Origin of the sequence: Acinetobacter sp. USHLN143 (assembly GCF_037145695.1) — a bacterium.
Lineage (GTDB): Bacteria > Pseudomonadota > Gammaproteobacteria > Pseudomonadales > Moraxellaceae > Acinetobacter > Acinetobacter fasciculus.
The window spans coordinates 1-24,941 of sequence record NZ_JBBCWZ010000047.1 but is presented as its reverse complement, the minus strand read 5'-3'; the positions used below and the strand labels follow the sequence as shown (position 1 = coordinate 24,941).

The following is a 24,941-nucleotide window of genomic DNA, read 5'->3' as shown; positions in this document are numbered from 1 at the left end:
GAGTCGTTCTCGCTGTTCTAAACTAAGTGGTACAGAAACAATTCTAGGCATGTGTGAACATCTGTTAACTAAAAAAACCTTTTCGCATCATTAGTTATTTTTGTCAACTTATGAGATTTGGATACCACAGCAAAAAGCCCTATCGAGTAATAGGGCTTTCGTTCAAAACAGAGGGTAACTGTTTGAGTTGTTTTGCTTAGGCATTCTTATTGTTAAATTGATTGCCTTGGCATTTGGTACACGGTGGTAAACGATCAGTACCAATTTCTAAGTAGGTGCGGTGTCCGCATTGAACACAAAAATAGAAGCCTGTTCCGGGTTTTTCGCCAGCAGTAACCATCTTTGTTCTCCATGGTTTTAGAAATGGTCTATCTAGTATAACCCTCTAGTGATGAATGTCTATTGTCCATTTTTGTAAATGATGATGGCATTTGGGCAAAGTAGTATTTCTAATTATTATTCAATAACTCATTAATTAAGTGATAATTTATTATTTTTTTCAAGTTAACTAGGGTGTGTCCTCATTTGGCTTTGCACCAAATAAATATACAGGCTATACGAATCATAGATTTATAATTGCGTGCCAGTTTATCAAATCGAGTTGCAATAGCACGGAAATGTTTTAATCTCGCAAAAGCATTTTCAACTAAATGTCTTAATTTATATAGATATTTATCAAATTCCTTATTCGATCTCTTACTGTTTGATCTCAATGGAATAATGGGAATCATATTCTTGTTCTTGGCATATATTCTAATGTGCTCAGCATCATACCCCTTATCAGCAATGAGATAAGTTGCCTCGTCTACCGTATCAATCAGTTGTTTTGCAACTTGACTGTCGTGGACGTCACCCCCAGTGATTTTAAAATCAATCGGTAATCCATTCGCGTCGGTTGCAAGATGTATTTTTGTTGTTCGTCCACCACGTGATTGTCCAATTGCTCTTTCGAAACCATGCCGAGCTCCACTTGCATGTTGATGCACGCGTATGTAACTTCCGTCAATGAATACCCATTCTTGATCCAAGACGCCTCGTAATCTAAAAAAAATTTATCCCACAATCCCTTGCTTGCCCAACGATTAAAGCGATTGTAAGCAGTTTGCCAAGGACAAAATTCTTGGGGAATATCACGCCATGTGGCGCCTGTACGCAGTTTCCATAAGATCGCTTCCATGATATTTCTACTATTCTTTGAACAGTAACAACCGTGTAATCGCATAGTATCTTGAATTTGCTGCCAGATATCATCGGTGAGAAGAGTACGTGCCATTGAAAAAATATAGAAATCAAAAGAGCTTAAAGGAGGATTTTAAGTATTTAAAACCAATTTTTCAAATGAGGACACGCCTTAGTTTAATAACATTGAGATAAGTGATGCATAAGGTCAAGTATAGCGCAGTGCGTTAATACAAAATTATCGCCATAGCCATATGAAATTTTATATTCCCTTAAAGTTATAGACGTCTTTAATCATTGAGGAAGCTCAATTGCTTAAGTTTAAAAAGAAAAGTACCTGTTTGTATTTTCTTGATAAAGACATTAATGCTCTAAATAAAAACCCCACTTCACAGTAGGGTCTTTTTTAAACAATATCAACAACTTTAATCCACTCCAACCCTCCTTAAAAAAGTAGGGAGTTCCCCTCTTTTTCAAAGAGGGGCTAGGGGTGATTAAAAAAAAGATTAAGCCACATTCCCTTCCAAGAAATCCTGTGCAAAGCGCTGTAATACCCCACCCGCTTCATACACATGTACTTCTTCTTCAGTGTCTAAACGGCAAGTGACTGGCACTTCAATAATCTGGTTCTTACCATCATCGGTTGAACGCTCAACCACCAAAGTCAACGTCGAACGTGGCGCAATATTACCAATCACGCTATACAGCTCTGTACCATCAAGACCTAAAGTCTTACGATCTGTACCCGGCTTAAACTCAAGCGGCAATACCCCCATACCGACCAGGTTGGTACGGTGAATACGCTCAAAACCTTCTGCTACAATCGCTTCTACACCCGCCAGACGTACACCTTTTGCTGCCCAGTCACGACTCGAACCCTGACCATAATCCTTACCGGCAATAATAATCAACGGTTGTTTACGGTTCATGTAGATCTCAATCGCTTCCCACATCCGCATCACTTCACCTTCAGGTTCCACACGTGCTTTCGAACCCTGTTTGATGGTGCCATCAGAACGTACCACCATTTCATTAAACAGTTTCGGATTGGCAAATGTTGCACGTTGCGTAGTCAAGTGATCACCGCGATGCGTTGCATAGGAGTTAAAGTCTTCCTCAGGCACGCCCATTTTTTTCAGGTATTCACCTGAAGCACTGTCTAAAACAATAGCATTCGATGGTGACAAATGATCGGTGGTGATGTTATCGCCCAAGATCGCAAGCGGACGCATATTTGACAAGGTACGCGGTGCAGCCAAAGCCCCTTCCCAATACGGCGGACGGCGAATATACGTACTTTGCGGACGCCAGTCATACAGCGGACTTGTTGCCTTTTCATTCACACCCAAGTCGAACATTGGAATGTAGATTTTTTTGAATTGTTCTGGTTTTACAGCAACTTTTACCAGCGCATCAATTTCTTCATCCGATGGCCAGATATCTTTTAGATAAATCGGGTTGCCATCTTTATCATTTCCTAAAGCATCTTTTTCGATGTCAAAACGAATCGTACCGGCAATCGCATAAGCCACCACTAAAGGCGGTGAAGCCAAGAATGCCTGCTTCGCATATGGATGAATACGTCCATCGAAGTTACGGTTGCCCGAAAGCACCGCTGTTGCATACAGGTCACGGTCGATGATTTCTTGCTGAATCTTTGGATCAAGCGCACCCGACATGCCGTTACAAGTCGTGCATGCATAGGCCACGATACCAAAGCCCAGTTTTTCTAAATCTTTAAGTACACCTGCTTCTTCCAAATACAAAGCAGCCGCTTTAGAACCCGGTGCAAAAGAAGATTTTACCCAAGGCTTACGCATCAAGCCCAGTTCATTGGCTTTACGTGCCAGCAAACCTGCTGCCACGGTATTACGTGGGTTAGATGTATTGGTACAAGAGGTAATCGCCGCGATAATCACCGCGCCATCTGGCACCAAGCCTTCCGCTTCTTGTGCACGAGCTGCTTCTAAATTACCGGCAATGCCTTTTTCTTTCAGGTCAGCCGTAGATACACGTGCATGCGGATTTGATGGCCCTGCAATATTACGTGTCACAGTCGATAGATCGAAACGCAATACACGTGGATATTCCGCTTGGGTCATATTCGATGCCCAAAGACCAATCTCTTTGGCATAAGTTTCTACCAGTTTGACTTGCTCAGGCTCACGGCCGGTCAAGGTCAGATAATCAATCGTGTTCTGATCGATATAGAACATCGCAGCCGTTGCGCCATATTCCGGGGTCATGTTGGAAATCGTGGCACGATCACCGACTGACATGCTGTCAGCACCTTCACCAAAGAATTCTAAATATGCGCCAACCACACGTTCTTTACGCAGGAATTCGGTTAGTGCCAAGACGATATCCGTTGCGGTAATGCCCGGCTTACGCTGACCGACCAATTCCACACCGATAATATCTGGCAGACGCATCCACGATGCACGGCCCAACATCACGTTTTCGGCTTCCAAGCCGCCAACACCAATCGAGATCACGCCCAATGCATCTGTATGAGGTGTATGCGAATCTGTACCAACACAGGTATCCGGGAATGCCAGACCATCACGGTTCTGAATCACCGGAGACATTTTCTCCAAGTTGATCTGGTGCATGATGCCGTTGCCCGCAGGAATCACATCAACATTTTCAAACGCGGTTTTGGTCCATTCAATAAAATGAAAACGGTCTTCATTACGACGGTCTTCAATGGCACGGTTTTTCTCAAAGGCATCCGGATCAAAACCACCAAACTCAACTGCCAGTGAATGATCGACAATCAGTTGGGTTGGTACTACCGGATTGACTTTAGACGGGTCACCGCCCTGATCTGCAATCGCATCACGTAAACCGGCAAGGTCCACCAGTGCCGTTTGTCCCAAGATGTCATGACACACTACACGTGCCGGATACCAGGGAAAATCATGTTCCTGTTTACACTCAATCAGCTGACGTAAAGACTGTTCCAGAATGGCAGGATCACAACGACGCACCAACTGCTCTGCCAGGACTTTAGAAGTATAAGGAAGTTTGGCATATGCGCCTGGCTGAATATCTTCTACGGCCTGTCGCACGTCATAATATTCCAGCTGGGTGGATTGCAGCGGTTTACGGTAGTTGTTGTTCATAAGCTTGCCTGCCCTCGTTTATCTCTATTTTTATTCATCAATAGATATCGATGAGTTACTTTTGTAATAGCAGCATTGTACGCTGCACAAATAGCATTTCCCAAATTTTATATTTTTCAAACACTTAATTATAAAAAATGGTATTTTCGCAAAAATTTGTTACATAGACTTTAGAATTTTTGCTTTAAAGCGGTCTTTTGCTAAAAAAATCTGAATAATTCGCCTTATTCTTTAGTCTTATGTTGCAAAATATTTCTCTATCTTTTTATTTGAATATTAATCTAAACCACTAATATCATTAATAAATAATTAATTTTATGTGCATTTTTTTAAAGATGAAAAAATATAGTCTGATTGGTTTTCATAGGCCTGTCCTGTCGCCGCATTTAGCAAAATTTCAATCCCCTAATTTGGGATAGCAGATTTTCCAAAACTATCAGAAGCTCAGTGTGACGCATGTCACATTATTCGCAATCCTCACATTAAAACAATAACCATAACAGGCAGAACTGAAATGTTGAAAATCGCAATATTCGGAGCTATAGCCGCCATTTTGACGCTCTTAGCTCGCGGTTGGGATGGAACAAAAAATCCATCGCCGCCATCCAATCCCTCTAACCCGTCCCACCCCTCTCATCCCTCATACCCCACACCTCCACCCAAACCCTCACATCCCGTTCCGACCACATCAGACAGCTTGATTAGCAATCCACCCCTGTTACCAAAAAGTGCCAAAGGCAAATATGAGCTGATCGTGGCCTATAAAACCAGCAAACTCTATAACCCCAGAAATGGCTTATGGGATCAGGTGCTGCTGAGAGGCTATCTAACCAAACCCAGTTTATTTGATAAGAAAAAAACTGGTGAATATGTTGAGGATCAATTGGTCGGACCACAGATTCGGGTCAAACAGGGTGAAACCATGGCGGTTAACCTGAATAACCAGCTGCCACCCGAGTCAGAAGCAACTTGTTCAACTCATGTTGAGAATGTCAATGAACCTCACTGCTTTAATACCACCAACCTGCATACCCATGGCTTCTGGGTCAGTCCTCAAGGCAATAGTGATAATGTTTTCCTGAAATTCAAACCTCAGGAAAAATTTGATTATCAGTTCAAAATGGAACCGAATCATCCCGCGGGGACTTACTGGTATCATGCCCATCTGCATGGCTCAACTGCTCTTCAGGTGTCGAATGGCATGGCAGGCCCATTAATTGTTGAAGGCTCAAGAACACCAAAAGTCAAAAATGGCAAAGTCACCTCAACTGGAGATATGGATATTCTCTGGAAAGAAAAAAACAGTTACCCGAACGAAAACATCCTGTTGTTCCAGCAAATCCAATATCGCTGTAGTAATCCCGATCCTAATATCACATTCGCTGTTCCCAATAACTGTGAAGGTGTAGGTATAGGCATGCTGGAAAATTATAATGACCTCGCTGCATTTGCCTCCTGGGGCGACAATAACTACTACACCTCTATCAATGGTAAAATTTTAGGTGAGATCAAAGCAGAACAGAATCAGTTTAACCGCTGGCGCATGATTCATGGTGGTGTACGCGATACCATTGGTTTAATCATTAAGGAAATTCCTAACTCCAGTAAATTTACTGCAGAACAAACCATTAAAGCCTGTACAGTCTATCAGGAGGTAGACAAGAAAGCTGAATTTGAGAAACTGAATAGCCTGAATGTGCATACTATCGCGCAAGATGGCTTGACCATGAATCATGTACAGACCAGAATCCTGTCCGTGTTCCATCCAGGCTATCGTCATGATGCAATGGTCGCCTTTCCGACCACCAATAGATACTGCCTTTTTGACACCAAATTGAATATCGATGATGAAATTAACGCGCCATTACCGAATGTAGGTCCTCAAATTGCTCCAAATCATCGCTTCAATGCCCAACTGCTGGGATGGGTTAATGTAAAAGCAGCCAAAACCAAGGCTCAGACTGCTGCACAGTTCCTGAAAGATCGGGCACAAAAAATTGGTTTAAGCGAAGACCTCCAGAGCCAGTTATCTCAGCTTAATCTTTCTGCGTTTAGTGATCATCCATCACTGATGACGCCGGAAATTGATAAAGTAGTTGCTGCCCAACCAAAACAATATAGTGCTTTTTCGCTCGGCCCCGACCCTAGAACTGGCATATTCAAATTTGGCTTCCGACATAAAAAAGATGGAGATACACTGAGTTTCGGAGATTTCTTTGATGGAGATAGTTCAGTAGATGGCGAATATGTCCGTCAGTTACAAGTTGGACAGACTGATGAATGGGAACTGACCAGCGCTGGTTTTGGTGGTCATCCGTTCCATATTCATGTTAACCCGTTCCAGATTGTTAAAATTTTGAATCCTCAAGGTAAGGATGTCAGTGAGGCAGTAGCCCCAGAAGATCCGGTGAATCCAGTTCTGGATGATGTGCAATACCGTGGCATGAAAGGACAGTTTAAGGACACGCTTTTTGTAAAACAAAACTATACCTATATTGTGCGCAGCCATTACAAGAAATTTGAAGGTGACTTCGTACAGCACTGCCATATCCTCGACCATGAAGATCAGGGCATGATGGAAACCGTACGGGTCTGTGGAGGCAAATTCCCTTGTGATTCGCCATTACCGGCTAGCCATCACCACTAAAGATCTGCTCGCTAAAAGCCAATGATTTCGATTGTTGGCTTTTTTGTTTGCCTCTATTTGATGCTTGCTGCACAATAACTGCATTGATTTATAGTATTCAAACCGGGGCTTATTATGGCAGCGTCTCCTGCTTTTACATTGTTTAGTCTGAATGGTGTAGATGCACAAAAATTCCTTCAAGGTCAGGTGACTTTGAATACTGAAACTTTGGCGGAAAACCAGACACGCTATACTGCAATCTGTAGTCTGAAAGGACGCATCCAATTTGGCTTATGGCTTAAAAAAATCAGTCCGGAAAGCTTTGAAATCGTGAGCATTGCAGATCAGGCTACGGAACTGGCCAATCATATTAAAAAATTTGGCGCCTTTTCAAAAATGAAACTGGAACTGGTCGGTCCGGTTTATCCAGTCATTAATGGCATTCATACTGACTTCGTTACGACTGAAACCGATGCCACCCTTTGGGAGCAGCAAGCCATTGAATCAGGTCAGGCCTGGATCCAGGCGGCTACCGCCAATCTGTTTCAACCTCAGGAATTGCGTTTGCATCAACGCGAAGGCATTCACTATGACAAAGGCTGCTATCTGGGTCAGGAAGTGATTGCGCGCTTATGGTTTAAAGCCAAGCCAAAACACTGGTTACATCTGGTTCAAGGTACAGGTGCCACACCTGCTGTGGCGACAAAACTGAATAATGATGTAGAAGTCGTCAATAGCATCGCGATTGAAAATGGTTATAAAGCGCTAGTCGTGGCAAAACCTGAAGCATTGAACGAGCTAGGTCTCGAAGTTCTGGAGCTTCCCGAAGCTTTGAGCGGTGATGTAGCGCGTCCGCAATAATCACTGCATAACTCATAAAAAAGCCAAGATAAAATTCTTGGCTTTTTTATTTTAGAAGCCATGAAACAGCTTGTTCATGTCTTTTACCACATAATCTTTAAAATGATAGGCCCGCGCATGTTTGGCATCAAACTTTGCCGTGAGTTCACCTTTTTGAAAGACATATACTCGGTCTTCCTGACTCATCAAAAACTCTGCACCAAGTTTCATCAGCAGCGCATCAATCTTGTCTTCATCGGCAATCGATTCATCAGCATTGATTCTGTCATAGTGACGTTTAATGGTTTTGACAAACATGGTTAAATCCTGGGAGTCTGATTCAAACCGAGATTTAATCAGAGAAGTCGGCTGAAGCAAAGTAATCCTTTTGATATCTGCAGGATTGATCAGAAACCTGTCCAAATCATGCATCGATTTAATCGGTATATTGTGCTTCGATGATTTGTATTTAGTGACAAATTGTATATTTACAAAGCACAAAATCCTTTTATGATGTAAGTGAAAATGATTAAAATCGCACCAAGGAATAAGGTGCCAGCAATAATAAGGTTATAGGAACCATGAAAAAATTAGTACTCGCTACAGTTCTTGCCCTTTCTGCACAATTCGCTCTGGCAAATACCGTAAAAGATCAAGTCGATCCCCAATTCCAAAAAGTTGAGGCCATGGTCAAAGCCAATAATTTTAAAGGTGCCTATGACGCTTTAAATCAATTGGCCAGTCAAGGAAATGCCCAAGCTTTATATAACTTAGGCTATTTAACCCAAACCGGCCAAGGTACAACCAAAGACGAGAAAAAAGCCATTCAGCTCTATGAGCAGTCTGCCAGCAAAGGCTATCCGGTGGCCAATTATGTATTGGGTAAAAATTATGCAGCCGGCACACTCGGACTCAAACAGGATTTGACCAAAGCCAAACAGCATCTGGAACGCGCTTCGGCAGCCAAGTTTGATGATGCCAGCATTGATCTGGCCATACTGCTGTTTTCTGAAAATACAGCAGCATCGAATAAAGCCGGACTGCAAAAGCTGCAACCGTTGATCAGCAAAGGTAATATGCAGGCCATTCATGCCAAAGCCTTATATGACATCAGCAGCGGTTTCAAAAACAAAGATGAAAAACCGATTCAGCAAGGCCTAAGCAGCATTCAGGAACTGGCAAAAAAAGGCTATATTCCGGCGCTGATGGCAGTAGGTAATATGTTTGCCAATGGCAGTATTGTTCCGCAAAATCTGCCAGAAGCGAAGAAAATCTTTGCTGCATTGGCGCAGCAAAATGTTCCGCAGGCCAAAGAGTCTTTGGCAGCAGTAGACAAAATGCTGGCTGAGCAGAAAAAAGCACCTGCGAAGAAAAGTTAAGTGAACCGATAAAACTCAAACATTAAAAAGCCCCATGCAATTTGGGGCTTTTTAATAGCAGAGCATTCATCTGCTAAAAAATTATCCCCACCACAAGGCAATTAAGCCACTGGTCACGATAAAACCGACAATGGTACTCATCAACAATGGCGTTAAAGTTCGATCATTCAGACCATACGCCTGTCCCAACATGCCAAAAATCGTCGGCATCGGCAAAGCTGCAATGAGCGTACCGGCATGGACCATTTCCTGACTTAAATCAGTTAACTGGCTCAGTCCCAGATACATCAACAGCGGCATCATGATATTGCTGGAAAATACCAGATAGAAACTTTGCAGATTGACATATTTCAGGCTCATTCCCACGATCCCGCCGCCAATGGCAAACAAGGCCAATGGTGAGGCTGTCTGACCAATCAAGGCAAAGACCTGATCGAGATAGACTGGAATTTTAATCTGGAAAACTGCACAGACCATGCCCAGCATCACTCCCATAAATAAGGGATTCTTTAGCAAGGTCAGTAGCACACTTTTTAAAATGGCGCCGAGATTTGCCTGATGTTGTGTGCCCAACGCCGCCATGACCAGCACCAGTGGAATCAGCAACACGCTTTCAATAATGACCACTAGAGAGGTATAAGTCATCGCCTGTTGCCCAATCAATAAGCTAAGCACAGCTGTACCAATCAGGCCGGTATTCGACATTGCAGCGCCCAGCGACAGCACTGCACTTTGCGAATGCGTATTCTGAAAATGACGGCGCATGATCCAGAAACCGCTACCATAGAGCAGCAAGGTCACGCTGCTATACACGGCAAAGTATTCAAAATACCAGATTTCATGCAGGTCTTTGGAGGCAAGGGACTGAAAGAACAGCAACGGCAAGGCTACTTTAATCACAAAAGCACCGACCGTCCCCACCTGCTCCTTGCTTAACACTTGACTCTTTACAGTCAGATAACCCAGTGCCAATAATAAAAATATGGGCACAATGACCGCAAAAATCATAATGCAGTATCCTCTTGCCAGTGATATTCCATTATAAGAATTTCTGAGACTAAAGCAGTGTTAAAAAGGCTCAAATAGGTGATTCAAACCATGCGGTGCGCAGCGCAGATATTGCGGTGAAATCTTGATTTTTTCCTCAAGTGCTGCCGCTGCATGCCAAGGCCAATGGGGATCATAAAGAATGGCACGAGCCAGTGCGATGGCATCCGCTTGGCCCTTTTGTAAAATATCTTCTGCCTGCTTAGGTTCAGTAATCAAACCGACGGCAATCACGGGAATATTCACGACTTTCTTGATCGCATCTGCAAAAGGCACCTGATAATTCGGTTTCACCTCAATGTTCTGTTTGGCATGTAAGCCGGCACTGGAAATATGAATATAGGCAGCACCCGCAGCTTCCAGTGCTTTGGACAACTCAATTGAAGAATCAATAGTCCAGCTATCTGGCTGATCCATCCAGTCGCTGGCTGAAATACGCACTCCAATTGGATAACCTTCTGGAACCGCCGCTTTCATGGCTTGTAATACTTCCAGAGTCAGGCGAATCCGGTTTTCCAGTGAACCGCCATACTGATCATCACGTTTATTTGAAAGTGGTGACATGAACTGATGCAGTAAATAACCATGCGCTGCATGCAGCTCAATCAGGTCAAAACCGGCATCAACTGCACGTTTGGCACTTTCTGCAAAGTCAGCAATGACCTGCTCAATTTCCGACTGGCTTAAGGCTTTGGGTGGATGTTCATCGGCCTGAAAAGGAATATCACTGGCAGAAACAGTTTGCCAGCCATGTGCTTCATCCGGCTTAAACTGACCTTTACCTGCCCATGGTTTATCTGTTGAAGCTTTACGCCCTGCATGTGCGAGTTGAATCGCAAAAGGCATCGGGGAAATGGATTTGACTTTTTCCAGTAAGGTCTTGATCTGCTTTGCCTGTTCGTTATTCCACAAGCCCAGATCGGCATAACTGATCCGGCCTTCTGGCTGTACCGCAGTCGCTTCGACAATACATAAACCTGCACCCGATAAGGCATAGTTGGCCCATTGCTGCTCGTGCCAATAGGTAATTTCCCCCTGCTCTGTTGCAGAGTACTGACACATCGGCGCAATTACGATTTTATTTTGAAGTTGCAGTGATCCAAATTGAATAGGTTGAAATAGTAATGCCACGCTGTATTTCCTCTTTTTATTGCACAGTTTCACTCTAGAAATAAAAACAGGCTCCCAAGAGCCTGTTTAGTTATAACGTGAACGATCAAACTTTAGAAGATGATTCGTGTAGTCAAACCGAGTACCAGTGCATCATCCACATTGTTGCTTGAACCTGGATTAATGACATATTGCAGGTTTGGACGCAGCATTAGCCACTTTGTTGCGTTATAGCTATAGTTCAGTTCAATATTGTATTCTGCACTCGCATCAAAATTCAGATTCTTGATCCGGTCATTAATATGTACACGATTGACCGCCAGACCTAAAATATCATTCGGCTGGCTGTCCGCAAGACCGATATATTTCACACCGATTTGTTGTGAATTATCCACTTTATTGGTATCGCGGTCATGCCAAGTAAAGTTGGCAAATGAATGCAAACCCTGACGGCCCTGACCTGTAGACGTTAACTGTTGCTCTACAGCTAACCAACCAGCAAAGGTACGGTTTTTGGCATCAGTAGGATTGGCAATATCTTTTTGGTTGGCAACATCATCGGCAGTATTGTACATCCCGCCGACACGGTAGCTGCCTGGCAGGCCATTCACCCATGATTTCGGTGTCCAGATTACTTCTGCCGGAATTGTCACGTCATCTGCATGGTCGGTATCCAGACTCCAGCCCTGACCTTCTTTAGCGCCATTACCATTATCCGGATTAAACTCATACACACCGACTTGTACCGCAAGTTCAGGATTGAGTTGCTGCTTCACGCGCGCACCCCATTGTGCTACAGGCGTATTCATCCAGATATTGCCCTGCCATTTACCCATCTGAGCAGCACAAAATGCCGTACTGGCAAAATCACAAGCCATGACATTAAAGTCCATGCCCAGACCAAGACGACCCGCCTTAATACTGAGTCCTTGGTCTTTATAATTCTTTTCAATAGACAGCTCGCTCAGACGGCTATCCTGATTACCACGCCCAAAAGTGCCTTGTACATTGGCCAGCTGTGGTGCATTAAGATCCTGCAAGTCACGGACAGAGGTACTTTGACCCTGACGTGCAGTCATCGCGGCACGTACGGTGACGCCATTCCATCCTGCCAGCTTTTCCATATCCAGTTGAGTACCCAGCCATAATTGGGCAGAAGTTAATGGATCTGCGCCCTCATTACGACCACCATCAGCAAGATAGGCGGTATCGGTTAACAGATTGGCTTCAAATTTAATTCCCTGTTGGGCCAGTTCTGTACGTTGACCATTCCAGTCCCCCAGTAAATACTGACCTTGTGGATCAAATGCAGATTCCGCCTGAGCGGTTGTCATGGCAGCCATTAAAGGCAATAGAGCTAGACCTAAATATTTCATGTAAAACCTAAACATTCGGAGAGAAAAACAAGCAAGGTTTTTAAATTGCTATTAGGTGCATGAATTTACATAACTTTTCATACAAATTCCCAGCATTTTTTTTATTACTCATTAAACTTTTAGTTATGTCTTAAACATAAAAATATAATTTTTATTTAAAAAATCTTAAATTATTTATATATTTTTCATTAGCTTATAATGTATTGATAATTTCCATTCGATTTACTTCTAAGAAAATTCGCTATAAAAACATAGAAACCTAGTTTATTCTTTAAACAATTCCAGTTTAAATAAAGATGAAATACCCAGTCCTTTTCCAGCGATTTCACCCAGATTAACGCTTGCAATCCCAGCCAATTCACCCAATATTAGCTGCATCTCCCTCGCCACTGATGCGTTATGCCTGAATTACCAGAAGTTGAAACCACCAAAACCAGTTTATTACCCTTATTGGAACAACGCGTCCAACGTGTTGAAGTGCGTCAGTCAAGTTTGCGCTGGCCCATTCCAGAAAATATAGAAAAGCTGGTGGGGCAAAAATTACTGAAGCTCACTCGCCGTTCTAAATATATTCTGGCGGAGTTTGAACACGACACCATGCTCTGGCATTTAGGCATGTCGGGGAGTTTCCGTCTATGCGAGAGCAATGAAGAATTACGCAAACATGACCATCTAATCATTCAGTTTGAAGATATCGAACTGCGTTATCATGATCCTCGCCGTTTTGGCTGCATTCTTTGGCTGGATGCACAATCACAAAGCAAATTGATTGACACGTTGGGGCCAGAACCTTTAAGCGAGAACTTTAATGCCGAGTATTTATTTGAAAAATTGAAGAATAAAAATGTTGGCACCAAAGTTGCAATTATGGATAACCATGTGGTGGTGGGCGTAGGCAATATTTATGCGACCGAAAGTCTGTTTAATCTGGGGATTCATCCGGCACAACCGGCCTCGACTTTAAGCTTGATTCAGATCGAAAAGCTAGTATTGGAAATCAAGCGCATCTTGAAACAGGCGATTGATCTGGGTGGTTCAACCTTAAGAGACTACACCAATGCCATGGGAGAAAATGGCTATTTCCAGCAAACCTTGCTGGCTTATGGTCGTGCCGGTGAAATGTGTATGAACTGCGAGACCACGCTTGAAAATATCAAATTGGGACAACGCGCTTCAGTTTTTTGTCCTGAGTGCCAACCTTTGAAAAAGATCCAGCTCCCTGTCAAAAAAGTGGCAACTGTACGAGGGAAAAAGTCATGAAAACAGCCATTGTGCGTCATATTCTGGTCAAAGATAGAGAAACTGCTGAACAGCTTAAAAAGAAGATTTTAAGTGGCGCCGACTTCAATAAAATCGCCAAACAGTATTCAACCTGTAATTCTGCCAAACGTGGCGGTGAGCTAGGTGAAGTAAAGAAAGGTCAACTGGTTCCGGTCATTGATAAACTGGTTTTCACTGCAGCAGAACGTGTATTACATGGCCCGATCAAAAGCCAGTTTGGTTTTCATTTGGTCGAAATCAAGTTTCGGATGGATTTTTAATATTTATAAATCCCTCCCTACCTCCCTTTGTTAAAGGGAGAAGTTCCCCTTTTATAAAGGGGATTTAGGGGGATTAGAAAAATTAGACTTGAGGTGGACGCTTTTTCAATTCATCACGAATTTCACGCAGCAATTCAATATCGGCTGGGGTGGTCGGAGTTTCCTCGACTGGGCCTTCTTGTTTACGTAAACGGTTCATGAATTTAACCAACAAGAATACGACCCAGGCCAAGATTAAGAAATTAATTAAAATCGTTAAAAAGTTACCGTAAGTCAGTACATTCACACCCGCCTTAGTCAAGGCATCTAAAGATTGTAAATTGTCTGGGTTTCTTCCTAAGATAAAGAATTTTTGCGTAAAATCGACGCCACCACCGGTAATCACGGTAATTAAAGGCATAATAATGTCTTTCACCAATGAATCGATGATCTTGCTAAAAGCGCCACCGATGATGACACCAATCGCCAGATCCATCATGTTGCCTTTGATCGCAAACTCTTTAAATTCTTGAATAATGCTCATAACTGCTCCCATATTTTATTTTCAAGTTTTGGGTCAAATTATACCTGAATAAATACTTTTAATTTTGACTTAGTTTAATGCGTTTTAGTAAATTATGATTTAAGCATAACGTAAATATAAAAAACCGTAATCTTCGAAAAAATTACGGTTTTTGAAAACCCGAAATAATCTAGCGATTATTTACCTGAACGGTTACGTTTACGTTCGTTTTCAGTCAAGAAACGCTTACGGATACGGATTGACTTAGGTGTTACTTCTACTAGTTCATCATCTTCAATAAACTCAAGCGCTTGCTCAAGTGTATATTCAATCGCAGGAACCAGCGTTAACGCATCATCAGTACCAGAAGCACGTACGTTCGTTAACTGTTTTGCTTTAGTCGGGTTAACTGTCATGTCGTCTGAACGAGAGTTAATACCGATGATCATACCTTCATAAACTTCTAACTGTGGTTTCGCGAATAGACGACCACGGTCTTGAAGTGTGAACAGTGCATAGCCCAAGCAAGTACCTTGAACCATAGAAATCAATACACCGTTTTGACGTTTTGCAACAGTACCTTGCTTCATTGGACCGTAGTGCGAGAAGCTAGACGTCATGATCCCTGTACCAGAAGTCATGGTCAGGAATTCAGAACGGAAACCAATCAGACCGCGTGAAGGAACAGTGGCTTCAATACGGATACGGCCTTTACCGTCGACTTCCATATTGGTCATTTCGCCTTTACGGTGACCCATTTGTTCCATTACAGCGCCTTGATGCTGTTCTTCAACGTCAAAAGTAACGTTTTCGTATGGCTCTTGTTTTTCACCATCAATTTCTTTGATGATTACTTGTGGACGAGATACGCCCATTTCGAAGCCTTCGCGACGCATGTTTTCAATCAGAACTGAAAGGTGAAGCTCACCACGACCAGATACTTTGAAACGGTCTGGACTGTCAGTATCTTCAACACGTAATGCTACGTTGTGAATCAATTCGCGGTCTAGACGTTCACGGATATTACGTGAAGTTACGAACTTACCTTCTTTACCAGCAAACGGTGAGTTGTTTACCTGGAATGTCATCGATACTGTAGGTTCATCTACAGACAATGGCGGTAAAGCTTCAACATTTTTCGGATCACAGATGGTGTCAGAAATGTTAAGTGCATCGATACCCGTTACACAAACGATATCGCCTGCAGAAGCTTCTTCAACGTCAACGCGATCTAGACCATGATAACCCATGATTTTTAAGATACGGCCGTTACGTGTTTTGCCATCTTTATCGATTACAGTTACTTGTGTGTTTAATTTCACTGAACCGCGTTGGATACGACCAATACCGATAACGCCTACGAAGCTGTTATAGTCAAGTGAAGATACTTGCATTTGGAATGGACCGTCAACGTCAACCGCTGGTGGTTCAACGATGTCTACGATCGTTTGGAACAACGGAGTCATATCTTCAGCAAGTTCTTCTGGAGAAGGACCAGCAACACCACGAAGGCCTGAAGCATAAACAACTGGGAAGTCTAACTGTTCGTCAGAAGCACCTAAGTTATCGAACAAATCAAATACTTGGTCAATTACCCAGTCTGGACGCGCGCTTGGCTTGTCGACTTTGTTAATAATCACGATTGGTTTCAAACCACGTGCGAACGCTTTTTGCGTTACGAAACGAGTTTGTGGCATTGGGCCTTCTTGTGAGTCTACAAGAAGAAGTACGCAGTCAACCATCGACATTACACGTTCAACTTCACCACCGAAATCGGCGTGTCCCGGGGTGTCCACGATGTTAATGCGGTATTCAGTATTGGTACGTTCATCTAACCATTTGATTGCAGTGTTTTTTGCAAGAATGGTAATACCACGTTCGCTTTCAATAGCGCCAGAATCCATGACACGCTCGATCTCACCCGCGCGATCACCGAGAGCACCTGATTGTTGCAAAAGTTTGTCTACAAGAGTGGTTTTACCATGATCGACGTGCGCAATAATGGCGATGTTACGGAGAGTTTTAATATCTGACATGTAAATTCAATGCGTATGTAATTTGAGGGCAAATTATACAGAAAAATACACAACTTTTATAGTCACTGTAACCACACTCCTCAACTTTTTTTGCTCCGTTGGGGATTTTTTGATTTTGTAAAGACGTGTAACTCGATTAGAATAGCGCCACCCAGCCTTAATTTGCATTGACACATGTCTGATTTTAATCAATCTCCTCCTTCTAAAGATCAACTCGACCTGGTATATGGTCTGGAAGATCGACCAAAACCACTGATTGCTTTTTTAGCTGCATTCCAGCACTTACTGGCAATTATTGTCCCGATTGTGACCCCTGGTCTGCTGATTTGTTTGGCGCTTGGTGTTTCCAAAGAAGACACCAACATGATTTTATCCATGTCCTTGGTGATCTCGGGCATCGCGACTTTTTTACAGTCTAAAAAAGTCGGACCTTTTGGTGCCGGTCTGCTGATTGTCCAAGGAACCAGCTTTAACTTCATCGGTCCAATTATTGGTATTGGTTCAGCTATGGTGGCTGCAGGCACACCTGTAGAAGCAGTCATGGCTTCTATTTTTGGTGTGGTGATTGCAGGTGCATTTATTGAAATGGGCGTGTCACAAATTCTGCCTTGGATCAAAAAACTGATTACCCCTTTGGTCACCGGTATTGTGGTTCTGCTGATTGGTTTAACCTTAATTAAAGAAGGTTTAATCAGCATGGGCGGTGGTTATCAGGCCATGAGCGATAAAACTTTTGCCAATGCCGACAACCTGATCATGTCTTGTACCGTCCTGGCGTTGATTATTATCCTGAACCGGATCCGGATTACCTGGGTAAAAAGCTCTGCCATTTTAATCGCCCTGATCTGTGGTTATGTTCTGGCAGGCTTTATGGGCCATCTGGATTTCTCTGGTCTGAAAGATGCACCACTGGTACAGATTCCAACCCCAATGCATTTCGGTTTAAGCTTCTCCTGGAGTCTGTTTATTCCGATGGCATTCATCTATCTGGTGACCTCTTTAGAAGCGATTGGTGATATCACTGCGACTTCAAAGCTTTCCAACCAGCCAGTTGATGGTCCAAAATGGATGCAGCGCATTAAAGGCGGTGTACTGGTAAATGGCGCGAATTCATTCCTTGCCGGTATTTTTAACACCTTCCCGAGTTCCGTATTTGCACAAAATAATGGCGTAATCCAGTTAACGGGCGTAGCAAGTCGTTATGTCGGTATCTGGATTGCTGCTTTGCTGGTTATTCTTGGTTTGCTGCCTGCAGTTGCTGGTATTATTCAGGCCGTTCCGCAAGCGGTACTGGGTGGTGCAGTGATGGTGATGTTTGGTGCAGTCGCAGCATCTGGTATTAACATTCTGTCTGGTGTCCATCTGGACCGTCGTGCCCTGCTGATTATTGCGATTTCACTGGCGCTGGGTTTAGGTGTTGCACAAGTTCCACAAATTCTTGAGCATCTTCCTGAGTTATTCCGTAATATCTTTAGCTCAGGCGTTGCTACTGGTGGTATCGCGGCCCTTATTCTTAATGTTGTACTTCCTGAAACAAAGAAGTAATTTCATGTCCAAAGAACACTGTCTAGGTCAGGCTTAGGCAGTGTTCTTTATATTGGAGAGATACCTATGGATCCTAAAAGCGAAGTTTTATTAAGACAATATGATTTTTTGTCGGGTCGCATCCTACTGATTAATGCACCAACAGATGATCTGCTCGCTGAATTCGATGCCTCTATCAATCCCGCTGTCTGGACATGGAATTTTAACGATTTTCAATATTTCCAGTCACAACAAGCAGATGTGCATTTTGGTGCAGAGATGCCTGAAGCTGAGTTTGATCAGGCGGTTATTTTTGTACCCAAGTCTAAAGAACTGTTGAATTATTTACTGCACACCGTGGCAGCGCAGCTTAAACCGGGCAGCAGTATTTTTCTGGTCGGTGAAAAGAAAGGCGGGATAGAACGCGCAGCCAAACAGTTGCAGCCTTTTGGTAAAACACTCAAACTTGACAGCGCACGTCATTGCCAACTTTGGCAATTGGTTCTAGAGCATACGGTCGAGAAAAAAGCACTTGCAGACTGGGCACAGCGCTATACCGTATCGACACCAAATGGCGACCTGAATATTTGTGCACTTCCAGGCGTATTTAGTCAAAACCGTTTGGATGTGGGAACTGCCACACTATTACCTTATTTGTCACAAGTCACCTCAGGTAAAATCGCTGACTTTGGTTGTGGTGCGGGTGTGATTAGCGCGTATCTGGCAAAGTTGAATCCGAAAAACCGGATTTTTGCCATGGATGTTGATGCCTTTGCACTGGCTTCTACACAAATGACCTTTGAAGAAAATCAGCTTACTCCTGAACAAATTGAAATCAAAGCGGTTACAGGCATTGAGGATGCACCCTTGTTCCTGCATGCGATTGTCAGTAATCCGCCTTTTCATCTGGGAATCGAGACCGATTACACGGCCAGCGAAACCTTATGTAAAACCTCGCGTCGTCATTTAAAATCGGGCGGTGAGCTTTGGATTGTGGCCAACCGTTTCTTGAACTACCCGACCCTGATTGAACAAAACTTTGGTCGCTGCACAGTAAAAGCAGATCAACAAGGCTTTAAAGTGCTCTTCGCCAGCACTCAAAAAAATGTTAAGGAATCATGATGAGCGAAACGCAAAACACGATGCAGCTGCAGCGTAAGCTGGGTGCTCGTCATCTGAATATGATCGCCATTGGTGGATCAATTGGTACAGGTCTATTCCTGGCCTCAGGTGCGACTATTGCCAACGCTGGACCAGGCGGTGCACTACTTGCCTATGTACTGATTGGGATCATGATTTATTTCCTGATGACCAGCTTGGGTGAACTTGCCACGCACAATCCGACCTCAGGTGCATTTTTCACTTACGGCACCAAATATGTCGAAGGTGGTTTTGGTTTCGCTTTAGGTTGGAATTACTGGTACAACTGGGCCATTACCGTGGCTTTTGAGCTGGTTGCCGTTCAGTTCATTATGAAATTCTGGTTTCCCGATATTCCGGGCGTGTACTGGAGCGCCATTTTCCTGGCCATTATTTTCGGGATTAATGCCCTGACAGTAAAAGGCTTTGGCGAATCCGAATTTTTCTTTTCTCTGGTGAAAGTTCTCGCGATCATTGCCTTTATCATCATCGGAATCTGGATGATCGTGAAGATCATGCTCACCCCGGGTGCGGAAGCATTTGCCAACTGGAGCATTGGTGATGCACCCTTTGTCGGTGGTTTCCAGGCATTAATTGGCGTGGCCATGATTGCCGGATTCTCTTTCCAGGGTACCGAAATGGTCGGTGTTGCGGCAGGTGAATCAAAAGATCCAAAGAAAACTATTCCGGTGGCCATCAAACAGATTTTCTGGCGTATCCTTCTGTTTTATATTGTATGTATTTTCATTATCGGCACCTTGATTGCCTATAATGACCCACGTTTATTACAGGCCGCTGCAACAGATAATATTGCGCTTTCGCCATTCACCTTATTGTATGAAAAAGCCGGTTTTGCCTTTGCCGCCAGTATCATGAATGCGGTGATCTTGACCGCTATTCTATCTGCGGGTAATTCGGGCATGTATTCATCTACCCGTATGCTGTTTGATATGGCGCGTAAAGGTAGTGCACCTAAAATGTTTGCGCGTCTGGACCCGCGTGGTGTGCCGATGAATGCACTCTATGCCACTACGGCGATCGCAGCTCTATGCTTCCTGACTACTTTCTTTGGTGAACAGGAAGTCTTTAACTGGCTGCTAAACATGTCAGGGATGTGTGGCTTTATTGTCTGGCTCGGGATTGCCATTTCCCATTACCGTTTCCGTAAAGGTTATCTGGCACAAGGATATAAACTCGAAGATCTGGCTTATCGCGCTAAATTCTTTCCTTTCGCCCCTTGGTTTGCATTTATTCTGTGTGCGATTGTTGTTCTCGGACAGAACTATCAGGATGTTTTGGCCGGTCAATGGATGGGTGTGTTATCGACCTATATCAGTATTCCGCTATTCCTAGCGATTTGGTTCGGCTACAAATGGAAGAAAAAAACCAAACTGGTCTCTTATCAAGAGATGGATGTGCAGCCGATGAAACTTGATCAGGAATAAAAAATTATTCATTAAAAAAATCAGCTTACGGGCTGATTTTTTATTTCTTGAATTAACTATGACGCATCACGAAATTGCGATCATCAATCACAATCACTTGCTGGCAAATTCCGTCTACCCGACGTTGCTGCTCAAATATCTCTTTAGGCATAGACTCAAAACTATCAAAGAAGCTAATTTCATTTTCATCAATTTCATATATCAGGGAATGATTCCCTACTCCCTCTAAGGTGTCATAGAACACAATCACAAAACGGCCTGCTTCTACATTTTCCTGAATTTCTGCATAAGACAATGGCTGTTCTATAACAGGAATATTTAAGCGATGTGCTTGTTGATAGAAATCGACTTCAATTGGCTGTTTATCTGCATCATATTCAGTACAAAAATTGACATCCAAACCCAATGTCTTTAAAGCAACTGCAAGTGCGATGCTTGAGCTTCCCATTTCAGGGTCATGTTGACAGAGCTGAGTTAAATCAGGAATATTCAAATCAATGCCATAATGATGAAAAATCATCCATATTGCAAAAATTCCGCTATTGGCTTCCAGATTTTGCAAATCTTCAGGAATTTCGACACTCATATTTTTACTCAACGACATCTTAACAGGCTAAGTGTAGTCAAAATACAGACACAAAAAAAGCAGCTCCGAAGAGCTGCCTTTTTAATGAGTGTTCAATAATGAATTATTGAGCAACTGGTTGTTCAGCTAAAACAGTACGGCTACCAGTAATCGTCGCGAATACACGACGGTTCATAGCACGACCTTCTTTAGTGTTGTTGTCAGCAATCGGTTGATCCCAAGCAAAACCTTGAGTAGACAAACGAGATGCATCTACGTTGTATTCATTCACAAGTGAAGATTTAACAGAGTTAGCACGCGCTAGAGATAGACGTTCGTTCAATGCACGTGGACCAGTGTTGTCAGTGTGACCTTCGATGCGAGCAGTAGCGTTTGGATATTCAACTAGCTTCTCAGCAACTTTCGCGATTTCTGGTTTGTATTGATCTTTGATGTTTGATTTGTTTGTATCAAAGAACACACGAAGTTCCATGTTCAGGTCTTCAGTCAACTCTTGTGGAGCTGGTGCAACCGGAGTTACAGGCTCAACTGGAGCAACTTCTACTACTGGAGCAGCTGGTTTCAAACGGCCACCTAGAACTACGTTAAGACCAGCAAGTGCTGTATAGTTCCAGAATTTTTCGTCAAAGTGGTAAGTACCACGAGCTTCTGTACGTAGTGCCAATGCATCGTTGATATGCCAGAACGCACCAATACCTGCATTACCTAAAGTACCTTCTTCTTCATTACCACGAGTACCGCGATCTACACCTTCAAATTCGTATTTGTAGTGACCCGCACCCAAAAGCATATATGGCTTTACTTTGCTGTCATAGTTACCAGTGAATACATCAGAAGTTGCATAGAAGTTACCTGCAATATTCTGACCTTTGTATTCTGCACCAGGAGCTGCATAATCTACATCGCCTTTAACCTGGCTATATTCAGCTTCAAAACCTAACCATGGAGTTAATTCAACACCAATCGCAGCACCAACGAATAAATCGTCTTGCATTTCACCTTGATTAGAAACTAATAACTCACCATCGTTACCGCCATTATTGTGCTGAGTGTCTTGGAATGTATAACCTAACATCAACGGAGTAACAGTTACGCCTGCATTTGCAGCAGCAAAAGGTGCAGCTACAAGCATAGCTAAAGCAATACGACTCATTTTCATGGATTTATCCTCCAGAGATAACAATTGTTGTTCAAGCTCAAGCCCGTAATAGGCCATCCTGAGATAGGCTTTTTATTACCCCAGTTTTATTCTTAAGCTATTCACATGGCATCATACAAACACTTTATTATTTTTCCAAGTGCTTGATTAATTTAATCAAGTAAATTATTGACAAAATTACTTACAATTTCCGTTGTAATTCAGTAATTTTTTACTCAATTTTTTATTCTGAATGACCTATTGTGATTGCCAATTATTTTTTAATAGCTTTCTTGAATTTTGAGTAACAGCTAAATTACACGCTCAACAAAGCATAAAAAACGCATAATTAATAACATGTTTCCTATAAAAATAATATATAAATCAGGTAACTCTATGTATAGAAAAATAACAAGAGCGTTCACTATTGTTGAATTAATTATTTGTGTTGCAGTGCTTGCAATTTTGACCAGTATTGCCCTGCCTTACTTTCATAAATATCAGTCCAGACAGGAAGCCAAACAGATTCCTATCAAATTATCTGCGGTTAACCGTTATGCACGTAGTCAGGCTGCCGTGTTTCACCAGAATATTGTGATCTGTCCCAGTCAGGATTCACTCAGCTGTCACCCCAATCAATGGAATAAAAATATACTGGTCTTTATTGATAAAAATAAAAACAGGCAAGTGGATACAGGCGAACAAATTTTACAAATTGATGTACTTAACCTCAAATACGGTAACCTGAGTTGGCGAGGAGCTTTAAGTTTACCGAGTGTCACTTATCAAGCGCACACTGCCCTGCCGATTGGTTCAAATGGTAGTTTTTATTATTGTTCTACCCATCTTTCTAATCAACAGCGTATTGTACTCAGCAAAATGGGGCATATCCGGATTGAAAGTCTCTCGTCTTGCTAACAGAACTATCCAGTTTATGCTTCGCTGCGATTAACGCTTCAATCCTGAGTTTTTTTCAATATACTGCTTAAGTTTGAAAAAATTGATTAAAACTCATACGGAGAGAGAACAATGACTGACATCCTAATTGTCAATGGTGCACGTACAGCCATGGGTGGCTTTCAGGGGAGTCTTGCCAGTGTAACTGCGCCAGAACTCGGTGCGGTCACCATTAAAGAAGCAATTGCCCGTGCGGGTCTGCAACCAGAAGATATTGAAGAAGTCATTATGGGTTGTGTCCTTCCGGCAGGTTTAAAGCAGGGCCCTGCACGTCAAGCCATGCGTCAAGCTGGTCTTCCAGATTCTACTGGCGCTGTAACCATTAATAAATTATGTGGTTCAGGCATGAAAGCCGTCATGCAAGCTGCAGATATGATTAAAGCCGGTTCTGCAAATATCGTGGTTGCAGGTGGCATGGAATCCATGACCAATGCTCCTTATGTATTGCCAAAAGCACGTGGCGGTTTCCGTATGGGTCACGGTGAAATCAAGGACCATATGTTTCTGGATGGCTTGGAAGATGCTGAAACAGGTCGCTTGATGGGCTCATTTGCCCAAGATATGGCAAATACCAAAGGTTATACCCGCGAGCAGATGGATGATTTTGCGATTCGCTCATTAAAGCGTGCGCAAACTGCGGTCAATGAAGGCTACTTTGCTGATGAAATCGTGCCTGTAACAGTTAAAACCCGTAAAGGTGATGTAGTCGTTGATAAAGACGAACAGCCGTTCAATGCCAACATCGATAAAATTCCAACTTTGCGTCCTGCTTTCGCTAAAGACGGTACGATTACGGCGGCTAATGCCAGCTCGATTTCAGATGGTGCATCAGCTTTAGTAATTACCTCGGCTGACAATGCAGCAGCAAAAGGGTTGAATCCTTTGGCTAAAATTGTTGCCTATGCATCGAATTCGCAACATCCATCTGAATTTACCATTGCTCCAGTCGGTGCAATCCAGAAAGTGCTAGATAAAACTGGATGGGCCGCTTCTGATGTCGACCTTTGGGAAATCAATGAAGCCTTTGCCATGGTGACCATGTGCCCAATGGATGAGTTCAAGCTGGATCCTGAAAAAGTCAACATTAACGGTGGTGCATGTGCACTCGGTCATCCTGTGGGTTCAACCGGTTCACGTATTATCCTGACTTTGATTCATGCACTAAAACGTACCGGTGGAAAAAAAGGGATTGCAGCCCTGTGTATTGGTGGTGGTGAAGCGACAGCTGTGGCGATTGAATTACTTTAACCTATTCTCTCACCCCATCCCTCGCCCATAGGGCATAGGTATCTACACATCTATGAGATACCTAATGCCATTGTGGCTATCTCATTGAGTTCATCTATTGAATATTCCGAGAGCAGTTGAAGAGTGTTCAGTAAAATCGAAA

Annotated in this window: 21 protein-coding genes; 10 read left to right on the top strand and 11 right to left on the bottom strand. The window is 43.0% G+C overall.

Annotated elements, in window-relative coordinates:
• Nucleotides 1-196 precede the first annotated feature (196 nt).
• From WFH18_RS11960 to acnD, 3 genes are all read right to left on the bottom strand, one after another.
• Nucleotides 197-340, bottom strand: a complete 144-nt coding sequence (locus WFH18_RS11960; protein ID WP_004645925.1) for a zinc ribbon-containing protein — start codon at nucleotides 338-340, stop codon at nucleotides 197-199.
• 181 nt (nucleotides 341-521) lie between these two features.
• Nucleotides 522-1,273, bottom strand: a protein-coding gene (locus WFH18_RS11955) for an IS5 family transposase (protein WP_370981754.1) whose coding sequence is annotated in 2 segments (ribosomal slippage) — nucleotides 522-1,039 and nucleotides 1,039-1,273 — 753 coding nt in all. Because the reading frame shifts where the segments join, the coding sequence is not laid out codon by codon here.
• 412 nt (nucleotides 1,274-1,685) lie between these two features.
• A complete protein-coding gene (gene acnD / locus WFH18_RS11950; RefSeq protein WP_121980018.1) occupies nucleotides 1,686-4,304 on the bottom strand; it encodes a Fe/S-dependent 2-methylisocitrate dehydratase AcnD in 2,619 nt (872 codons plus the stop codon).
• A 514-nt stretch (nucleotides 4,305-4,818) separates the two neighbouring features.
• Between acnD and WFH18_RS11945 the strand changes: the two genes are divergently transcribed.
• Nucleotides 4,819-6,951, top strand: a complete 2,133-nt coding sequence (locus tag WFH18_RS11945; RefSeq protein ID WP_121980019.1) for a multicopper oxidase family protein — start codon at nucleotides 4,819-4,821, stop codon at nucleotides 6,949-6,951.
• Between the two features lie 114 nt (nucleotides 6,952-7,065).
• The gene (ygfZ, locus tag WFH18_RS11940; RefSeq protein WP_005266014.1) at nucleotides 7,066-7,791 is read left to right on the top strand and encodes a CAF17-like 4Fe-4S cluster assembly/insertion protein YgfZ; all 726 of its coding nucleotides are present in this window, start codon (nucleotides 7,066-7,068) and stop codon (nucleotides 7,789-7,791) included.
• A 51-nt stretch (nucleotides 7,792-7,842) separates the two neighbouring features.
• Here ygfZ and WFH18_RS11935 read toward each other — a convergent pair whose 3' ends face one another.
• Nucleotides 7,843-8,088, bottom strand: a complete 246-nt coding sequence (locus WFH18_RS11935) for a hypothetical protein (RefSeq protein WP_004645929.1) — start codon at nucleotides 8,086-8,088, stop codon at nucleotides 7,843-7,845.
• A gap of 263 nt (nucleotides 8,089-8,351) precedes the next feature.
• On the opposite strand from WFH18_RS11935, the gene WFH18_RS11930 reads away from it, so the two are divergent.
• Entirely contained in the window at nucleotides 8,352-9,149 is a 798-nt protein-coding gene (locus WFH18_RS11930) for a tetratricopeptide repeat protein (RefSeq protein WP_005266015.1), read from the top strand.
• Between the two features lie 81 nt (nucleotides 9,150-9,230).
• Here the strand turns inward: WFH18_RS11930 and WFH18_RS11925 are convergent, their stop codons facing one another.
• The 3 genes from WFH18_RS11925 to WFH18_RS11915 all read right to left on the bottom strand — a co-directional run bounded on the left by WFH18_RS11925 (nucleotide 9,231) and on the right by WFH18_RS11915 (nucleotide 12,682).
• Complete coding sequence (locus WFH18_RS11925) at nucleotides 9,231-10,157, bottom strand: AEC family transporter (RefSeq protein ID WP_005266017.1); 927 nt, start codon at nucleotides 10,155-10,157, stop codon at nucleotides 9,231-9,233.
• A gap of 60 nt (nucleotides 10,158-10,217) precedes the next feature.
• Nucleotides 10,218-11,327 (bottom strand): NADH:flavin oxidoreductase/NADH oxidase, encoded by a 1,110-nt coding sequence (locus WFH18_RS11920; protein WP_005106149.1) that lies wholly within the window; start codon nucleotides 11,325-11,327, stop codon nucleotides 10,218-10,220.
• A 92-nt stretch (nucleotides 11,328-11,419) separates the two neighbouring features.
• Nucleotides 11,420-12,682, bottom strand: coding sequence for a carbohydrate porin (locus WFH18_RS11915; RefSeq protein ID WP_121980020.1), 1,263 nt, complete (start codon nucleotides 12,680-12,682; stop codon nucleotides 11,420-11,422).
• A gap of 399 nt (nucleotides 12,683-13,081) precedes the next feature.
• Between WFH18_RS11915 and mutM the strand changes: the two genes are divergently transcribed.
• Nucleotides 13,082-13,942: a bifunctional DNA-formamidopyrimidine glycosylase/DNA-(apurinic or apyrimidinic site) lyase gene (mutM, locus tag WFH18_RS11910; protein ID WP_005266019.1), complete on the top strand. Its 861-nt coding sequence runs from the start codon at nucleotides 13,082-13,084 to the stop codon at nucleotides 13,940-13,942.
• On the top strand, nucleotides 13,939-14,223 hold the full coding sequence (locus WFH18_RS11905; RefSeq protein ID WP_005266020.1) for a peptidylprolyl isomerase: 285 nt from the start codon (nucleotides 13,939-13,941) through the stop codon (nucleotides 14,221-14,223). The genes mutM and WFH18_RS11905 overlap by 4 nt, the downstream gene beginning before the upstream one ends.
• Nucleotides 14,224-14,305: 82 nt before the next feature.
• Here WFH18_RS11905 and mscL read toward each other — a convergent pair whose 3' ends face one another.
• Both mscL and typA read right to left on the bottom strand, forming a co-directional pair.
• Nucleotides 14,306-14,746, bottom strand: coding sequence for a large conductance mechanosensitive channel protein MscL (gene mscL / locus WFH18_RS11900; protein ID WP_004281717.1), 441 nt, complete (start codon nucleotides 14,744-14,746; stop codon nucleotides 14,306-14,308).
• A gap of 176 nt (nucleotides 14,747-14,922) precedes the next feature.
• Nucleotides 14,923-16,761, bottom strand: a complete 1,839-nt coding sequence (gene typA / locus WFH18_RS11895) for a translational GTPase TypA (RefSeq protein ID WP_004281716.1) — start codon at nucleotides 16,759-16,761, stop codon at nucleotides 14,923-14,925.
• Between the two features lie 174 nt (nucleotides 16,762-16,935).
• Here typA and WFH18_RS11890 point away from each other — a divergent pair, with 174 nt between their 5' ends.
• From WFH18_RS11890 to WFH18_RS11880, 3 genes are all read left to right on the top strand, one after another.
• Nucleotides 16,936-18,306, top strand: a complete 1,371-nt coding sequence (locus WFH18_RS11890) for a uracil-xanthine permease family protein (protein WP_004281715.1) — start codon at nucleotides 16,936-16,938, stop codon at nucleotides 18,304-18,306.
• Between the two features lie 66 nt (nucleotides 18,307-18,372).
• On the top strand, nucleotides 18,373-19,407 hold the full coding sequence (locus tag WFH18_RS11885; protein WP_005266021.1) for a methyltransferase: 1,035 nt from the start codon (nucleotides 18,373-18,375) through the stop codon (nucleotides 19,405-19,407).
• On the top strand, nucleotides 19,407-20,870 hold the full coding sequence (locus WFH18_RS11880; RefSeq protein ID WP_121980021.1) for an amino acid permease: 1,464 nt from the start codon (nucleotides 19,407-19,409) through the stop codon (nucleotides 20,868-20,870). The genes WFH18_RS11885 and WFH18_RS11880 overlap by 1 nt, the downstream gene beginning before the upstream one ends.
• A 52-nt stretch (nucleotides 20,871-20,922) precedes the next feature.
• Here the strand turns inward: WFH18_RS11880 and WFH18_RS11875 are convergent, their stop codons facing one another.
• Nucleotides 20,923-21,456, bottom strand: coding sequence for a cysteine peptidase family C39 domain-containing protein (locus WFH18_RS11875; RefSeq protein ID WP_121980379.1), 534 nt, complete (start codon nucleotides 21,454-21,456; stop codon nucleotides 20,923-20,925).
• A 103-nt stretch (nucleotides 21,457-21,559) separates the two neighbouring features.
• A complete protein-coding gene (gene omp38, locus WFH18_RS11870) occupies nucleotides 21,560-22,615 on the bottom strand; it encodes an outer membrane protein Omp38 (RefSeq protein ID WP_121980378.1) in 1,056 nt (351 codons plus the stop codon).
• A gap of 375 nt (nucleotides 22,616-22,990) precedes the next feature.
• Here omp38 and WFH18_RS11865 point away from each other — a divergent pair, with 375 nt between their 5' ends.
• Together WFH18_RS11865 and WFH18_RS11860 are read left to right on the top strand one after the other, a co-directional pair.
• Nucleotides 22,991-23,512, top strand: coding sequence for a GspH/FimT family pseudopilin (locus tag WFH18_RS11865; protein WP_121980377.1), 522 nt, complete (start codon nucleotides 22,991-22,993; stop codon nucleotides 23,510-23,512).
• A gap of 111 nt (nucleotides 23,513-23,623) precedes the next feature.
• Nucleotides 23,624-24,799, top strand: a complete 1,176-nt coding sequence (locus WFH18_RS11860) for a thiolase family protein (RefSeq protein ID WP_121980376.1) — start codon at nucleotides 23,624-23,626, stop codon at nucleotides 24,797-24,799.
• The last annotated feature ends 142 nt before the right edge of the window (nucleotides 24,800-24,941 follow it).

Excerpts from the sequence above, each read along its gene's own strand:
- WFH18_RS11865 (WP_121980377.1), top strand. The coding sequence starts at position 22,991 with ATGTATAGAAAAATAACAAGAGCGTTCACTATTGTTGAATTAATTATT.
- WFH18_RS11890 (WP_004281715.1), top strand. The coding sequence starts at position 16,936 with ATGTCTGATTTTAATCAATCTCCTCCTTCTAAAGATCAACTCGACCTG.
- acnD (WP_121980018.1), bottom strand. The coding sequence starts at position 4,304 with ATGAACAACAACTACCGTAAACCGCTGCAATCCACCCAGCTGGAATAT.
- mutM (WP_005266019.1), top strand. The coding sequence starts at position 13,082 with ATGCCTGAATTACCAGAAGTTGAAACCACCAAAACCAGTTTATTACCC.
- omp38 (WP_121980378.1), bottom strand. The coding sequence starts at position 22,615 with ATGAAAATGAGTCGTATTGCTTTAGCTATGCTTGTAGCTGCACCTTTT.
- WFH18_RS11875 (WP_121980379.1), bottom strand. The coding sequence starts at position 21,456 with ATGAGTGTCGAAATTCCTGAAGATTTGCAAAATCTGGAAGCCAATAGC.
- mscL (WP_004281717.1), bottom strand. The coding sequence starts at position 14,746 with ATGAGCATTATTCAAGAATTTAAAGAGTTTGCGATCAAAGGCAACATG.
- typA (WP_004281716.1), bottom strand. The coding sequence starts at position 16,761 with ATGTCAGATATTAAAACTCTCCGTAACATCGCCATTATTGCGCACGTC.
- WFH18_RS11960 (WP_004645925.1), bottom strand. The coding sequence starts at position 340 with ATGGTTACTGCTGGCGAAAAACCCGGAACAGGCTTCTATTTTTGTGTT.
- WFH18_RS11945 (WP_121980019.1), top strand. The coding sequence starts at position 4,819 with ATGTTGAAAATCGCAATATTCGGAGCTATAGCCGCCATTTTGACGCTC.
- WFH18_RS11905 (WP_005266020.1), top strand. The coding sequence starts at position 13,939 with ATGAAAACAGCCATTGTGCGTCATATTCTGGTCAAAGATAGAGAAACT.
- WFH18_RS11860 (WP_121980376.1), top strand. The coding sequence starts at position 23,624 with ATGACTGACATCCTAATTGTCAATGGTGCACGTACAGCCATGGGTGGC.
- WFH18_RS11885 (WP_005266021.1), top strand. The coding sequence starts at position 18,373 with ATGGATCCTAAAAGCGAAGTTTTATTAAGACAATATGATTTTTTGTCG.
- WFH18_RS11925 (WP_005266017.1), bottom strand. The coding sequence starts at position 10,157 with ATGATTTTTGCGGTCATTGTGCCCATATTTTTATTATTGGCACTGGGT.
- WFH18_RS11930 (WP_005266015.1), top strand. The coding sequence starts at position 8,352 with ATGAAAAAATTAGTACTCGCTACAGTTCTTGCCCTTTCTGCACAATTC.
- ygfZ (WP_005266014.1), top strand. The coding sequence starts at position 7,066 with ATGGCAGCGTCTCCTGCTTTTACATTGTTTAGTCTGAATGGTGTAGAT.
- WFH18_RS11915 (WP_121980020.1), bottom strand. The coding sequence starts at position 12,682 with ATGAAATATTTAGGTCTAGCTCTATTGCCTTTAATGGCTGCCATGACA.
- WFH18_RS11880 (WP_121980021.1), top strand. The coding sequence starts at position 19,407 with ATGAGCGAAACGCAAAACACGATGCAGCTGCAGCGTAAGCTGGGTGCT.
- WFH18_RS11935 (WP_004645929.1), bottom strand. The coding sequence starts at position 8,088 with ATGTTTGTCAAAACCATTAAACGTCACTATGACAGAATCAATGCTGAT.